At 72.0% G+C, this 14,550-nt stretch carries 14 protein-coding genes; 6 read left to right on the top strand and 8 right to left on the bottom strand.

Annotated elements, in window-relative coordinates; genetic code table 11:
* Positions 1–97 precede the first annotated feature (97 nt).
* A complete protein-coding gene (locus tag ACFVDI_RS05915; protein ID WP_378901598.1) occupies positions 98–1,273 on the top strand; it encodes an Ig-like domain-containing protein in 1,176 nt (391 codons plus the stop codon).
* Here ACFVDI_RS05915 and ACFVDI_RS05910 read toward each other — a convergent pair.
* Both ACFVDI_RS05910 and ACFVDI_RS05905 read right to left on the bottom strand, forming a co-directional pair.
* The gene (locus ACFVDI_RS05910) at positions 1,270–1,704 is read right to left on the bottom strand and encodes an SRPBCC family protein (protein ID WP_378901596.1); all 435 of its coding nucleotides are present in this window, start codon (positions 1,702–1,704) and stop codon (positions 1,270–1,272) included. The two genes, ACFVDI_RS05915 and ACFVDI_RS05910, sit on opposite strands and share 4 nt — an antisense overlap.
* Positions 1,705–1,728: 24 nt before the next feature.
* On the bottom strand, positions 1,729–3,405 hold the full coding sequence (locus ACFVDI_RS05905; RefSeq protein ID WP_378901594.1) for a putative PEP-binding protein: 1,677 nt from the start codon (positions 3,403–3,405) through the stop codon (positions 1,729–1,731).
* Between the two features lie 121 nt (positions 3,406–3,526).
* Between ACFVDI_RS05905 and ACFVDI_RS05900 the strand changes: the two genes are divergently transcribed.
* The 5 genes from ACFVDI_RS05900 (at position 3,527) to ACFVDI_RS05880 (ending at position 8,357) form a co-directional block, all read left to right on the top strand.
* Positions 3,527–4,294, top strand: a complete 768-nt coding sequence (locus ACFVDI_RS05900) for a DeoR/GlpR family DNA-binding transcription regulator (RefSeq protein ID WP_378901591.1) — start codon at positions 3,527–3,529, stop codon at positions 4,292–4,294.
* Entirely contained in the window at positions 4,291–5,250 is a 960-nt protein-coding gene (locus tag ACFVDI_RS05895; RefSeq protein WP_378901589.1) for a 1-phosphofructokinase family hexose kinase, read from the top strand. Before ACFVDI_RS05900 ends, ACFVDI_RS05895 begins: the two co-directional genes overlap by 4 nt.
* Positions 5,247–7,304: a fructose-specific PTS transporter subunit EIIC gene (locus ACFVDI_RS05890; protein WP_378901677.1), complete on the top strand. Its 2,058-nt coding sequence runs from the start codon at positions 5,247–5,249 to the stop codon at positions 7,302–7,304. The genes ACFVDI_RS05895 and ACFVDI_RS05890 overlap by 4 nt, the downstream gene beginning before the upstream one ends.
* Before the next feature lie 31 nt (positions 7,305–7,335).
* A complete protein-coding gene (locus tag ACFVDI_RS05885; RefSeq protein WP_378901586.1) occupies positions 7,336–7,593 on the top strand; it encodes an HPr family phosphocarrier protein in 258 nt (85 codons plus the stop codon).
* Positions 7,594–7,760: 167 nt separating this feature from the next.
* The gene (locus ACFVDI_RS05880) at positions 7,761–8,357 is read left to right on the top strand and encodes a DUF5134 domain-containing protein (protein ID WP_378901583.1); all 597 of its coding nucleotides are present in this window, start codon (positions 7,761–7,763) and stop codon (positions 8,355–8,357) included.
* 4 nt (positions 8,358–8,361) lie between these two features.
* On the opposite strand, the gene ACFVDI_RS05875 is transcribed toward ACFVDI_RS05880, so the two are convergent.
* From ACFVDI_RS05875 to ACFVDI_RS05850, 6 genes are all read right to left on the bottom strand, one after another.
* Positions 8,362–9,639 carry a pyridoxal-phosphate dependent enzyme gene (locus ACFVDI_RS05875; RefSeq protein ID WP_378901580.1) on the bottom strand — a complete coding sequence of 426 codons (1,278 nt, stop codon included), beginning with the start codon at positions 9,637–9,639 and terminating at the stop codon, positions 8,362–8,364.
* Between the two features lie 2 nt (positions 9,640–9,641).
* A complete protein-coding gene (locus ACFVDI_RS05870) occupies positions 9,642–11,015 on the bottom strand; it encodes an alanine racemase (protein ID WP_378901577.1) in 1,374 nt (457 codons plus the stop codon).
* Complete coding sequence (locus ACFVDI_RS05865; RefSeq protein ID WP_378901574.1) at positions 11,012–12,229, bottom strand: copper chaperone; 1,218 nt, start codon at positions 12,227–12,229, stop codon at positions 11,012–11,014. The genes ACFVDI_RS05870 and ACFVDI_RS05865 overlap by 4 nt, the downstream gene beginning before the upstream one ends.
* A gap of 3 nt (positions 12,230–12,232) precedes the next feature.
* Positions 12,233–13,411 carry an aminotransferase class V-fold PLP-dependent enzyme gene (locus ACFVDI_RS05860; protein WP_378901571.1) on the bottom strand — a complete coding sequence of 393 codons (1,179 nt, stop codon included), beginning with the start codon at positions 13,409–13,411 and terminating at the stop codon, positions 12,233–12,235.
* 18 nt (positions 13,412–13,429) lie between these two features.
* Positions 13,430–13,654, bottom strand: a complete 225-nt coding sequence (locus ACFVDI_RS05855) for a heavy-metal-associated domain-containing protein (protein ID WP_378901568.1) — start codon at positions 13,652–13,654, stop codon at positions 13,430–13,432.
* Between the two features lie 127 nt (positions 13,655–13,781).
* The gene (locus ACFVDI_RS05850) at positions 13,782–14,486 is read right to left on the bottom strand and encodes a GAP family protein (RefSeq protein ID WP_378901565.1); all 705 of its coding nucleotides are present in this window, start codon (positions 14,484–14,486) and stop codon (positions 13,782–13,784) included.
* Positions 14,487–14,550 lie beyond the last annotated feature (64 nt).

Raw genomic sequence — 14,550 nt, 5'->3', positions numbered from 1 at the left:
GCAGATACCGTACGCGGCACCACCGACAAGGCCACAACCTTCATCACACGCGCCGACATGCCCGGAATTCGGTTGCCGCCTACCGCATAGTTATCCCATGCGGGTTCGTTCCTTCCCTGTCGTGATGGCCTCGGTGGCCCTGATGGTGCTCTCCGGTTGCGCGGAGGTCCCTGAGACCCCGGAATCGGCTGCGAAGGGCAAGCCGAGCGCGTCCCCGTCGGCGAAGCCACTCACCGCCAAGATCTTCCCCGCCGACGGAGCCAAGGACGTCGCGGTCGACAAGCAGGTCACCGTGACCGCGACCTCGGGCGAGTTCACCAGTGTGAAGGTCGCCAGGCCCGACGGACGCACGGTCCCGGGCTCGCTGTCGGAGGACAAGAAGACGTGGACCGCCAACGACCTCCTCGACCCCGCGCTGCGCTACACGGTCACCGCCACCGGTGAGACCGGGAAGGTCACCAGCAGCTTCACCACCCGCTCGCTCTCGCTGGCCCAGCAGACCTTCGCCACGATCGTCCCCGTCGACAAGTCCGAGGTCGGCGTCGGAATGCCGGTCGCGGTCTACTTCGACGTCCCGGTCAAGGACCACGCCTCCTTCGAGAAGCGCATGCACGTCACCGCCACCCCGGCGCAGACCGGCTCCTGGTACTGGGTCTCCGACACCGAGGCCCGCTACCGCCCGCAGCACTACTGGAAGCCGGGCACCACCATCAAGGTCGACCTCGACATCAACGGCGCCTCCGCGGGCGCCGGCGTCTACGGTCAGCACAGCCGAACCGCCACCTACAAGGTCGGCGACGCGCACGTCTTCAGGGTCAACGCCCGCACCTACCGGATGAAGGTCTTCAGCAACGGAAAGCTGCTGCGTACGATCCCGATCACCACCGGCAAGCCCGGTTTCACCACACGCTCCGGGATCAAGGTCATCTCCGAGAAGCACCGCGTCAAGGAGATGCGCTCGGAGACCATCGGCATCTCCGACCAGAGCTCGAGCGACTACTACTCCCTCGACGACGTCGAGTACGCCATGCGGATCAGCAACTCCGGCGAGTTCATCCACGCCGCGCCGTGGTCGACCGGCTCCCAGGGCTATGCCAACGTGTCCCACGGCTGCACGGGTCTCTCCACCGCCAACGCCGCCTGGCTCTACGGCCTGGCCCGCATCGGCGACGTCGTCGAGACCACCGGCACCGACCGGAAGATGGAGTGGGACAACGGCTTCGGCGACTGGAACCTCTCCTGGGCCGAGTACCAGAAGGGCTCCGCGCTCTAGGCAGGGGCGACGGCGGCGGCCAGACCCTGCCGGCAGCCGAGCATCATCTGCCGGTGGTTCCAGGTCAGCACCGGCCGCAGCGCGACCGAGGCCATTCCGAGCAGGCCGCGTACGACGACCTCCTGCTCGAACACCATCCGACTCCCGCCCGGCGCCTGCGCCAGCGTCCACCGGGCGAACCCGTCGAGGTCGCCGCCGAGACCGACCTCCAGCGCGGGCAGGTCGCGGCTCACCGCGTGCAGCACGATCTCCAGGTCGTAGGGCAGCGCCGAGCGGCACACCAGCAGCGCGTCGTCCTCGCCGAGCCTCGCGACCGCCCGCACCTGCGGCCACCATCGCGGGTAGTGCTCGACGTCGAGCAGTACGTCGCGCACCGTCTCAGGTGACGACGGGAGCTCCCAGGTCTCGGTGAACACGTAGCGCGCGGGCATGGGCCCAGTGTGCACGGGACCCGATCACCCCAGGAGGGTCGCGACCGCCTCGCGGCCCAGCACCGGCGACAGCGCGCCGAGCGCGGCCTCGGCGGCGTCCTCGCACAGCCCGGCGCTGACCGACCCGAGCCGGGCGCCGACCGCGGCGACGGCGGCGGGAGCCATCGACAGCGAGGTGATGCCAAGGCCCACGAGCACGGGCGCGAGCAGCGGATCGGCGGCGGCCTCGCCGCAGATCCCGACAGGCTTCCCGGCTGTACGTCCCGCCTCGGCGGTGATCGCGATGAGCTGCAGCACCGCCGACTGCCAGGGATCGGTCAGGTGGGCCAGGTCGGTGGCCAGCCGGTCGGCGGCCATGGCGTACTGGGTCAGGTCGTTGGTGCCGATGGAGAGGAAGTCGACGACCTCCAGCATCCGGTGGGCCATCAGCGCGGCAGCCGGCACCTCGACCATGACTCCGGGCTTGAGGCCGCGGGCGCGGACCAGTCCGGCGAAGTCGGCGGCCTCCTGGACGGTGGCGACCATCGGCGCCATCACCCAGGTGTCGGCGCCGGTGCGCTCGGCGGCGACCGCGACGGCGTCGAGCTGGCGTTCCAGGAGTCCGGGGTTGTCGGCGGCGAGCCGCAGGCCGCGTACGCCCAGGGCGGGGTTCTCCTCACCTTCGTGGGTCGCGAAGGCGATCGGCTTGTCGGAGCCGGCGTCGAGCGTTCGAACCACCACATGGCCGCGGCCGGCGAAGGGCGCGAGCACCTCGGTGTAGACGTCGGCCTGCTCGTCGACGGTGGGCTCCTCGCGTCGGTCGAGGAAGCAGAGCTCGGTGCGGAAGAGTCCCACGCCTTCGACCTGACCGGCCGCCGCGTCTTGCGCCGAGGAGCCGTCGGCGACGTTGGCGAGGAGCGCCACCGGGTGACCGTCGGCGGTGCGTCCGGGCCCGGTCCAGGCCGCGACCGCCTGCCGGCGGGCGAGGTCGGCCTCGGCGCGGGCGGCCGCGTCTGGTCCTGGCTCGAGGTCGACGACGCCGGCCTGGCCGTCGACGAGAACGAGTGTCCCCGGGGCGATGCCGGTGGCGCCGGCCACGCCGACCAGGCACGGGATGCCGAGCTGGCGGGCGATGATCGCGGTGTGGCTGGTGGGGCCGCCTCGCTCGGTGACCAGGGCGACCACCCGGGCCGGGTCGAGAGCGGCGGTGTCGGAGGGCGCCAGGTCGGCGGCCACCAGCACGCTCGTGCCCTCGGGCACGTCCACACCGGGCTCGGGCTCACCGGCGAGGTGGGCCAGGACCCGGCGCTCGATGTCACGCAGGTCGGTGACCCGCTCGGCCATCAGACCGCCCATCCCGCTGAACAGCGTCGCGAACTGCTCGACCGCCGCCCCGACGGAGGCGACCAGGCCCTCCCCCGCACGCACGTGCTTCTCCACGGCGACGCGCAGGCCCTTGTCGCGGGCCAGGCCGGCGCTTGCGCTCAGCACCGAGGCGGCGGCTCCCGAAGCGGCCTCGGCGCGGCGAGCGTAGCCGTCGGCGACGGCGGTGGCGGCGCTCTCGTAGGCCGCGAGGGCGTCCTCCGGATGCTCGAAGCCGCGCCGTTCGAAGGCGGCCAACGCACGTGGGTCGACCTCGGTCCGCACCACGTGGATAGGCGCCAGCACGATCCCCGGGACCACCGGAGTGCCGGAGAGGACAGATGAGTGAGACGTGACCATGGCCACAAATATCTGCCCTGACCCCTTGACTAGTCAACACATTCGGGCATAAAACAACATATGTGGGCATTCACAAGCCCGAAATCCACTCGAAACCACACCGATTCTGAAGGAGGCCGCGATGTACGCCGAGGAGCGACAGATCGCGACGGCCCGTCTCGTCGCCGAGTGCGGGCGGATATCCGTGGCCGACATCGCCGAGCGGTTCGACGTCACCACCGAGACCGTCCGCCGAGACCTCTCCACCCTGGAGCGCCGCGGCCTGGTCCGCCGTGTGCACGGCGGCGCGGTGCCGGTGGAGACCATGGCGGTGCTCGAGTCAGCGCTCGGCGAGCGGGAGCAGACCTTCACCGCACAGAAGGACCGCATCGCCCAGGCATCCCTCGACCTCCTTCCCACCGCCGGCGGGACCATCGCCATCGACGCCGGGACGACCACCAGCAGGTTCGCCCGCGCCCTCCCCCGTGACCACCAGCTCACGGTCGTGACCCATGCCGTCCCGGTCGCGGCGATGCTCGCCGGCAGCGCCCAGATCGAGCTCCACCTGCTGCCCGGACGGGTCCGTCCGGCCACCCAGGCCGCGGTCGGCGCCGAGACCGTGGACGCGCTGAGCCGGCTGCGGGTCGACGTCTGCTTCGTGGCGACCAACGGGCTCACGCTGGCCCACGGCCTCTCCACCCCCGACCACGAGGAGGCCTCGACCAAGCGCGCGCTGGTCAACGCCGCCCGCCGGGTCGTGTGCCTGACCGACTCCAGCAAGATCGGCGTCGAGACCACGCTTCGCTTCGCAGCGCTGGGCAACATCGACGTGCTCGTCACCGACAGCGACATCGACGACGACGTCGCCGACGAGCTGCGCGAGAGCGGCCTGGAGGTCGTGATCGCATGATCGTGACCCTGACCGCCAACCCGAGCATCGACCACACCGTGATGCTCACCAGCCCGCTGCGCCGCGGGGAGGTGCTGCGCGCCGCGGCGACCAGCTCCCAGCCCGGCGGCAAGGGCGTCAACATCTCCGGCGCAGCGTACGCCGCGGGGGTGCCGACCCGCGCGGTCGTTCCGTGCCCCGACCTCGACCCGATGATCACCGAGCTGCGGGCCACCGGCCTCGACGTGGTCACCGTCGGACCGGCCGGACGGCCGCGGATCAACACCACCGTGACCGAGCCGGACGGCACCACCACCAAGCTCAACGGCCCCGGCACCACCGCAACCCCCGCGCTGCTCGACGCACTCGCCACCCGGCTCGTCCAGGAGGCCGAGGTCGCCGGCTGGGTCGTCCTCGCCGGATCGCTGCCGCCCGAGGCACCGGCCGGCTGGTACGCGGAGGTTGTGAGCGCGCTGCACTCAACCAGCGCCCGTATCGCGGTCGACACCAGCGAGGCACCGCTCGAGGCGCTCGCCGCCGGGCTCCCGGCCAGTGCCCCCGACCTGCTCAAGCCCAACGCCGAGGAGCTGGCCTCGATCACCGGCTCCGACCCGGCCGCCCTCGACGACCCTGCCGCTGCCGCGGCAGCAGCCCGGACCCTGGTCGAGCGCGGTGTCAGCGCCGTGCTCGCGACCCTCGGCGGAAACGGTGCCGTCCTCGTTACCCAGGAGGGTACGTGGCACGCCACCCCGCCACCCACCGACGTCGTCAGCACGGTCGGTGCCGGTGACAGCTCCCTGTTCGGCTACCTCCTCGCCGACCTGCGCGGACTCCCCGCGCCTGAACGTCTCGGGCTCGCCGTCGCGTACGGCAGTGCAGCCGCCGGTCTCCCCGGCACCACCCTCCCCACCCCACCCCAGGTCCGCGCCGACCTCGTCTCGGTACGCGACCTCGACCCCATCACCGGAGGACTCTGATGTCCGCACTCATCGCCCCCGAGCTCGTCGCCCTCGACGCCGATCTCGGCACCGACAAGCACGATGTCATCCGTGCCCTGGCCCAGCGCGTGGCCGACTCCGGCCGGGCCACCGACCTCGAGGCGCTGGTCGCCGACGCGCTGGCCCGCGAGGAGGTCTCCGCCACCGGCCTGCCCGGTGGCCTGGCGATCCCCCACTGCCGTACGTCCGGGGTCGACGAGCCCGTGGTGGCCTTCGCCCGGCTCTCGCCTCCGGTCGACTTCGGCGCGAAGGACGGCCCGGCCGGCCTCGCCTTCCTCATCGGAGCGCCCGCGGGCGGCGACGCCACCCACCTGACCATCCTCACCAAGCTCGCCCGGGCCCTGGCCCGTCCCGAGTTCGGCCGGAAGCTGCGCGAGACCGACTCCGCCGAGGAAGCTGCCCGGACCATCCTCGACGCGGTCAGCGACGAACCTGCCGCCGCCAAGAGTCCGGCCCCGACTGAGGACGCGGCGCCGTCGAAGAAGCGTTCGCTCGTCGCGGTGACCGCCTGCCCGACCGGCATCGCGCACACCTACATGGCGGCCGAGGCGCTCCAGGCCGCCGCCGCGCGGGCAGGGGTCGAGATCGCGGTCGAGACCCAGGGCTCCGCGGGGGCGACCCCGCTGCCCGCCGAGACGATCACCAACGCCGACGCAGCCATCTTCGCCGTCGACGTCGGCGTCCGCGACCGCGCCCGGTTCGCCGGCAAGCCGCTGGTCTCCTCCGGCGTGAAGCGTCCGATCGACGACGCCGACGCGATGATCGCCGAGGCGCTCGCCGCCGCCGAGAACCCGAACGCCGCCCGCGTCGAATCCGGCAGGGGCGACTCCTCCGAGTCGAGCACGACCGCCTCCGAGAGCTGGGGCGGCAGGACCCGCCGGATCCTGATGACGGGTGTCTCCTACATGATCCCGTTCGTCGCCGCCGGCGGCCTGCTGATCGCGCTGAGCTTCCTGCTCGGCGGCTACGACATCACCGACGTCTACGGCGCGGTCATGGTCGACAACACGCTCACGAACCTCCCCGACGTACAGGCCCTTGGTCTCGAGCACGCCCTCTTCGACAGCGGTCTCGCCGTCTACCTCGGCGCGCTCTTCTTCGTCATCGGCAAGACCGCGTTCATGCTGTTCATCCCGGCGCTCGCCGGCTACATCGCGTACGCCATCGCCGACCGCCCCGGTATCGCCCCCGGCTTCATCATGGGCGCGCTCGCGGCCAACCTGTTCGGTGTCGTCAACGCCGACGGCGTGGCAGCGCCGGCGACCGGCTTCCTCGGCGCGATCGCCGGCGGTGTGCTCGCCGGCGTGATCGCCCACTGGGTCAGCGGCTGGCGGGTGCCGAGCTGGGCCCGCGGGCTGATGCCGGTGCTGGTGATCCCGCTGGTGACCTCGATCCTGGCCGGTCTGGTGATGATCGTGGTGCTCGGCAAGCCGATCAACTGGCTGATGGAGCGGCTCACCGACGGTCTCGCGGCCCTGGACGGCACCAGCGCCGTCGCCCTCGGCGCGGTGCTCGGCCTGATGATGGCCTTCGACATGGGCGGGCCGCTCAACAAGGTCGCCTACAGCTTCGCCGCCACCGGCGTCGGTGCCGCCTCGCTGGCCGCGAACGCCCCCGAGCTGCGGATCATGGCCGCGGTCATGCTCAGCGGCATGGTGCCGCCGATCGCGCTGGCGCTCGCCACCGTCGTACGTCCTCAGCTGTTCACCACCGCGGAGCACGAGAACGGGAAGGCCGGCTGGCTGCTCGGCGCCTCGTTCATCACCGAGGGCGCCATCCCGTTCGCCGCGGGCGACCCGATGCGCGTCATCCCGGCGATCATGGTCGGCAGCGCCGTGACCGGTGGCCTCTCCCAGCTCTTCGAGGTCGGCGTCCGCGCCCCGCACGGCGGCATCTTCGTCCTCTTCGCGGTCACCAACGTGCTCGGCTACCTGATCGCGCTGGCCGCCGGTGTGGTCGTCGGCGCCGCCACCGTGATCGCCCTCAAGTCCGTCGGCCGCGCCCCGGTCCCGGCCGCCGCCGCCGCCAGCTGACGCAGCACATCCCACCAACCGAAGGAGCATCATGCCCACCCAGACCGTCACCGTCGGCTCGGCCGTCGGCCTCCACGCCCGCCCCGCCGCGATCATCTCCGAGAAGGTCGAGGAGCTCGGTGCCGAGGTCACCCTGGCCGTCCCCGGCGGCGAGCCGGTCGACGCCGCCTCCTCCTTGCTGATCATGACCCTCGGCGCCGCCAACGGCGACAAGGTCGAGGTCACCGGCCCCGACCAGACCGCCGTCGACACCATCGCGGCGCTCGTCGCGCAGGATCTCGACGCCTGAGCGAGGCGTCACCCCGGGCGGCCGAGGCGTCAACCAGGTCGGTCGAGTGGGCAGATACACGCCCACTCGGCCGACGTATCTGACGCCTCGGCCGGGGGTTTGCCGGCCTGCGGCACCGATCACGGCAACCGGCCGCACACACGATGTGGCGACGGTACGTTGGTCGGGTGGTCGATCCGCCTTGGGACCTACTGCTGACCGTGGCCTTCGTGCTCACCGGCACCTCGGGAATCTGGACCCTCGTGGTCTGTCCCGGGTCCGGTGGGCAGACCGTCCTGCACGTCAACCACACCGTGATGAGCGCCGCGATGATCCTGATGATCTGGGTGATCCTCTGGGACGCGGCCGTCTGGGCTCAGGTCACGCTGTTCGGGATCCTGACGGTGGTGCTGCTGCCCGCCCTGCGCCGTACGAGCGGGCGGGCGCGGCGCGCGGACATCGTCGGACATCTTGCGCTCAACGCGGCGATGATCTGGATGCTCGCCGCGATGCCGCTGCTCATGAGCGACGCCCATGGCGCAGGCACCCACACCTCAGGGCACGCCGGCCACAGCGGCGCCACGGCGGTGCTGCCGCCGGCTACAGCCGCCGCCCCACCGGGCTGGGCGATCCTGGTCAACTCGCTGTTCGTCGCGGCGTGCGCGGCCGGGGTGATCTGGTGGCTGCTGCGCGCGGCAGCGGTACGCGAGCACCGTCTGCCGGCCCTCGGTCACGGGCTGATGGCGACCGGGATGGGCACGATGCTCCTCCTCATGCCCGCGTGAGGCCTCACACCCCGGCGAGCGGGCGCCCACTGTCTCGCCAGGCGAGGACGCCACCCTCGAGGTTGTACGCCCGGCACCCGGTCGCGGCGGCCCGCGCCGCGAACCGCGCCGACCGGTCCCCGGTCGGGCACACGAACACCACCCGGGAGGCCTCGGAGAACGGCGTCCCGGCCTCCATGACCTGCTCGAGCAGGTCGTCGCGGAGGTTGATCGCGCCGGGGAGATGACCCGCCTGGAACGCCAGGGCGGTGCGTACGTCCACGACGACCACGTGCTCACCTGCCGCGCCCCACGCCTCCATCTCCTCGGGAGTGACCGACGGCGCGGCCTCCTCGGTGGCGGATCGGGGCGCGCCGAAGAGGTCGGGACGGCGGTGGCGGTAGTAGGAGAGGTACGGCTCCATCCGGTCGCACGCGATCACGACCGCCGTGACCGGGCCGCCGGGCCCGGACAGCAGCCGTTCCCGTGCCGCGGCATAGGCGGCCCCGGTGGTGGGGCCGGCGAGCACCCCGTGCCGTGTGGCGAGCTCGAGGCTCGCCGAGATCGCGTCGGCCGAGTCGACGGCGGCGATCGCGTCGTAGAAGTCGGGTTCGAAGAGCCCGACCTCCCACATCTCCGCGGCTGAGCGGATGCCGGGGATGAAGTCGCCCTCGGCGGCCACGACACCGACGACCGCGGTCTGCGGGTTCTGCTCGCGCAGGTAGGTCGCCGCTCCTCGGGTCGACCCGGTGGTGCCGAGGCCGCCCACGAGCAGGTCGACCGGTCCGGCGTCGCGGAAGATCTCGCGCCCGGTCTGCTCGTAGTGGGCACGCAGGTTGTCCTCGTTGGTGTACTGCGAGGTGTGGTGGTAGCGCCCGGGCTCGCCCTCCATGAGGTCGCCGATCACGCTGAAGACATCGTTGGGGGCGGTCGGGTCCGGGCACTCCGAGAGGCCGGGCATCTCGGTCACCTCGGCGCCGAGCAGCGAGAGCATCTCGCGGACCTCGCGCACCCGGACCCGGTTGGTGAAGGCGCGGAACCGGACCCCGTGCATCGAGGTGATGATCTGGAGCGCCTTCGCGGTGTTGCCGCTGGAGGCTTCCACGACGACCCGGTCCCCTTCGGCGATCGCGCCGATGTGATCGCGCAGCAGCCCCCACGCGACCCGGTCCTTCACGGACCCGAACGGGTTGGCCGACTCCAGCTTCAGGAAGATCTCGGCTCCGGGCACCTCGTGGGCGGCCGGATCGAGCCGCAGCAACGGGGTGTCGCCGATCATGTCGAGCACGCTGTCGTAACGCATGGTCAGCTCCCGTGGTGGTCGTCGGGCGTCTCCGCGGTGAAGGTGAACCGGTCCCCGTCCAGCACCGCCGCGACCTTGCGCGGCGGCGGATGCCCGGCGGCGAAGGACGCCGACAGGTCCATCTGATAGGCGGCGGTGTTCACGAATGCGAGTACGTCGCCGCTGTCCGGCTCGGAGTCGAGGAACACCTTTCGCCGGCTGATCAGGTCCGACTCCAGACAGAGCCGTCCGGCCAGGAACACTCCCTCCTCCGGCGGATCGCCACGCCCGTCGACCAGGACCGGGTCGACCAGGACCTCCTGGTCGGCCGGGGTGACCTGGTTACGGGACAGGTCGAGCACGACCAGGTCCCGCCCCGCCGCGCGTTTGCGGTAGAGCACCGAGGCCAGGGTGATCCCGGCGTGGTCGACCAGGGCCTTGCCCGGCTCGATCCACAGGGTGAGCATGCACTCGCGCAGCACCTCGGCGACGGGTCGCCGTTCGATCTCGGCGGTCAGGAACCTCTCCAGCACCTCGGTGGCAGGGCGGTGGTTGCCGTACTTGTGCGCGGCCGGCGCCACCACGTCATGACCCGGCCACACCAGCTCCCCCGGCCCCGCGGCAAGCGCGTGCGCGTATCGCTGGAAGGGCTCCGGATCCTCGACGAACCGCTGGCGGAGCCCGCCGCCGATGTCGACCACCGACGGCCTCAGGCCCTTGCGGTACGCAGCGGCCACGACGGCCATCGACTCGGTCAGCGCGTCCACCCGGGCGGCCGGGTCGGCGTTGTCGAGGTGGAACGCCACACCGCGCAGCTCGAGCCCGGGCGCGCGGCGTACGGTCTCGAGGGCGACGTCGGCGTCGGCGAGGTCGATGCCGAACCGAGACTGCGGCACCATCGGCGAGGCGAAGCCGGAGAGCCGCAGCAGGACCGGGAGGTTGCTGCCCGAGGGGCGGCCCGAAGGCGCCGTGGCGGCGAGCCGGTCGAGCTCCCAGAGGTCATCGGCGTTCGCGGTGACGCCGAGCGAAGCGATCCGCTCGACGAACGCCGGCGACTTCGGTCCGGTGGCCTCGATCCGGTGCAGCGCGAACCCCGCCGCCAGGGCTCGGTCGAGCTCCGCCGAGGAGGCCACGTCGACCCCGAGGCCGGCCACGGCCGCCTCGGCGACCAACGCGGTCGAGGCGTTCACCTTGTGGGCGTAGAAGATCTCGTGCGGGACCGCGTGGCGCCGCAGGACGTCCGTCAGCGCCGCCGCGTTCTCAGCCATCACCTGAGGGAAGACGACATGCAGCGGGGAGCCGAACCGTTCGATCGCCTCGTCCACGGCGGCGCTGTCGGTGAGGAACCGGGCCGCGATCGGATGCCGCGCGGCCGGGAGCGGGTAGCGAGCACTCACCCGTCGGCCACCGTGTAGCCGCAGTCGCGCAGGTCGGCGAAGACCCGGTCGCGCTGGTCGGCGTCGGTGAACCTGGCGCGCACCCGCTTGCCGTGCAGGTCCACCTCGATCAGCTCGGCCGCCTGGGCGTCGAAGACCGCGGTGATCGTCACCCGGCAGTGCCGGCAGGTCATGTCCGGGACCCCGAACTCATGCTCCCCTGCGGCGAACCGGGCATCCCCGTCGGCGCCCGCGGGAGCCTCGGCGATGCGTACCGATCCGATCGCGGATCGGAAGGCGCCGGTCAGCGCCTCGGCGACCGCGGCGAGCGGCTGGACGCGCGTCCCACCGACCTGATGGGCTCGCTGCCCGAGGCAGACCGGGCGTTCCTCGACCGGCAGCAGGGCGTACTGGCGCGAGATCTGGTCGAGCTCGATGTGGTAGCGCTGAATCGCGGCACGCAGCCCCAGGCCCTCCTCGCGGGCCCGGTCCATCACCTCGTGCGCGTCGGCGATCGTGCGGCGCTTCATCTCGGCGAGCAGGGCGACGGTGTCCGGGGTGTAGCGAAGGCGGCCGCCGGAGCGCTCCAGCCGCGCCGGGATCATGCCGCGGCGGTAGGTGGAGGCCTGCAGCTCCCAGAACCAGGTCGAGGCCACCGTGCCGTACAGGCCCGAGGAGTGCATCTCCTCGGCGAACTCGACGGGGTCGTCGATGTCGACCTGGCCGGCGAGCATGCCGTGCTGGACGAGGGCGCGGCCCGCCGCCTCGGCGCCGACGCGGAAGATCTCGCCGGGTTCCTGGTCCGTCGTGGTGTCGGCGAGGACGTCGAGCTCGTCGTCGCCGAGGGCGTCCGAGCGCGCGGTGACGGCGTCGGTCGAGGCGATCGCGTCACCCACGGCGATCACCGCCTCCCGGGTCGCGATCGGCAGGAGCGGTCCCAGAGGTCCCGGGCCGATGTGGCCGCTGTTGGCGATCCCGCGGGAGTCGCGCCAGGTGATGCGGTGGGTCGCGGTGACGACCTCGTCGGGCCGGCACGGGCGCATGAACGACTCCAGGTAGCGCCGCTGTCCTGTGGTGAGCACTCCCCCGGGTTCGGGGCGGAGCTCCTCGACGCGGTACTCCACCGAGACCGCCGGGGTCGCCGGCGCGGGCCCAGTCAGGAAGTCGGCACCGGCGACCTCGGCCAGGATGCGGGCGGCGGTGGCGCGGTCGTATCGGATGCCTTCGCTCTGCACGTGTCAGGTCCTTTCGGCAGCGGCCGCGAGGCCCTGCAGGAGTCGGTCGACGTCGTTCTCGTCGTTGTAGAGGTGGAAGCTCGCCCGGACGGCGTCGTCCCGCGGGCCGTCGAGACAGTGGTCGCCCGCGCGTACGTAGATCCCGCGGCGTTCGAGCGCGAAGGCGATGTCGGCGCCGGCCTGACCGTCGAGGGCGAACGCGACGATGCCGCTGTGCGGGCGGTGCGCATCGACCGGAGGTCCGAGCAGGCTGACGCCTCCGATCCGGGCGGCGCCGTCCGTGAACCGCGCGGCGAGACCGGCGAGGTGGCCTCCGACGGCGTCGAGGCCGATGCCGTCGATGAACGTGGTGGCGCTCGCCAGCGCCGCCGCGCCGGCGCCGTCGAGGCTGCCTTCCTCGGCGGCGTCGGTGAGCGGCGAGACGTGCCGAGCGGGCCCGCTCCGCCCGGCCGCCCGGTCGACGACGATCCGGTGGTGCTGACCGCGGCGAACGTAGACCGTGCCGGTGCCGGGAGGGCCGAACATCTTGTGGCCCGATACGACGGCGACCTCGGCGCGGGACTCGGCCAGGCGCAGGGGCATCCGTCCGGCGCTCTGGGAGCAGTCCAGGCAGAGCGTCGCGGACGGTGGGATCGGGAGCGCCTCGAGGTCGGTCCGGGTGCCGTGGAGGTTGTGGACGTCGGTGGCGACGACGATCTTGGTCCGGTCGCTCGCGGCTCGGGCGAAGTCGTCGAGGTCGATGCGTCCCAGGCGATCGCGGCGGTACGCCACCGCCCGGACGCCTTGGGGGCGCATCCGTTCCGCGAGCCTGAGCCAGGGTCGCACCGTCGAGAGGTGGTCGCCGGGGCAGTAGAGGATGTCACCGCCGTCCGCGAGGGTGGCGGCTCCCCATCGGTCGGTCAGGAACGCCATCGCGCCGGTCGCGCCGCGGGTGAAGGCGATTTCGTCGGGGAAGGTTGCGCCGAGGAACGCGGCGACGGCGGCCCGGGCCTCCTCGAAGCGGCGCAGGGCGTCGCGCGCCCACGGGTGTCCGCCCCGGCCGGGGTTGCCGGCGGGTCCGCGCAGCTCGGCGGTGAGCTGTGCGATGACCGGTTCGGGACAGGGAGTGCCGGAGGCGGCGTCGAGGTAGACGAGATCAGGTTCGGCGGTGAGGGCCGGAAAGTGCCGACGGGAGCCGAGCACGGACGACTCCGCTCCCGGTCAGGTTTCGCGGGCGATCGAGAAGCCGGCCTTGGCGAGCGTTGATCTGAGGACCCTGGGCTCGACCGGTTCGTCGGCGGTGACGCGGGCGTTCGAGATTGCTCCCGGGTTCAGATCGACCTCGACGCCGTGGACGCCGTCCAGGTTTCCGAGAGCGTTCGTCACGCTCTCGACACAGCGGTTGCAGGTCATTCCATCGATGCGCACTTCGAACTGAACCGACATCAGACTGCCCTTCAGTAGGACTTCGCTGGCCGCTCGAAAATATCACCGAACCGATCGCCTTGGGGGTGGTTTGCTCCGTCCCCGGTCCGCAGGAGGGCGACGCCCCGCCGATCGCCGGAGACGGCTGTCAGCCGGCGATCTGTGCGAGGCCGCGGCCGACGAACAGCAGCCCGAAGACGAGAAGCACCCCGACTCCGATGGCGCGGTTGTGGCCGAGGAGCCATCGGGTCGCCGACCGTAGCCATCGGCGGCCGGGCTCACCGGCCAGGACGAACACGAGCGTGGGAACGACGAAGTCGACCAGGCTCGCCGCCAGCAACAGCACGACACCGCCGGCCTGCACCCCGAGGGTTGCATCGGAGGTGACCACGATGCCCAGTCCCGAGGCCAGGATGGCCACGTTCGGGTTCACGACCGCCAGGACGACCCCGGCGCCGAGGACCAGACGCAGCGACGGGTCGCGCAGCCGCGAGACCCAGCCGGGTTCCGCATCGGCGTCGGGCGTGGCGCGTGCCGTGGAAGAGTGCGCGCCCCGAGGACGCGGCGGCCGCAGCCACGACCACAAGCCCACGGCCAGAAAGACGAGGCCGACCACGAGGCTCAGCCATCCCCGCCTCATCGACGGGTCGTCGCCGCCGAGGTCGACGGTCTGCCCCACCGCGAGCGCGGCGACCGAGATCGCCCCGTAGATCACCAGGAACGGTGCCGCCAGCATGGCGACGTTGCGGAACGGGCGAGAGGACCCGAGGAGGAGCAGACAGGCCACGATCGCGGCGGGCGTGACCATCAGCCCGACCATCTCCGGCAGCAGCTGCCCGGCGAGTTCCCACATTCTCCGAATCTCGCCGCTCGCTCAGGCCGCCGTCATCACCCCTTCCGGGGGAGCTCCGGCCGTA

The sequence above is a fragment of the Nocardioides sp. NPDC057767 genome (assembly GCF_042798275.1).
Taxonomy (GTDB): domain Bacteria; phylum Actinomycetota; class Actinomycetes; order Propionibacteriales; family Nocardioidaceae; genus Nocardioides.
Note: the sequence above shows the minus strand (reverse complement) of the source record. Positions and strands in the feature narration are given on the sequence as shown.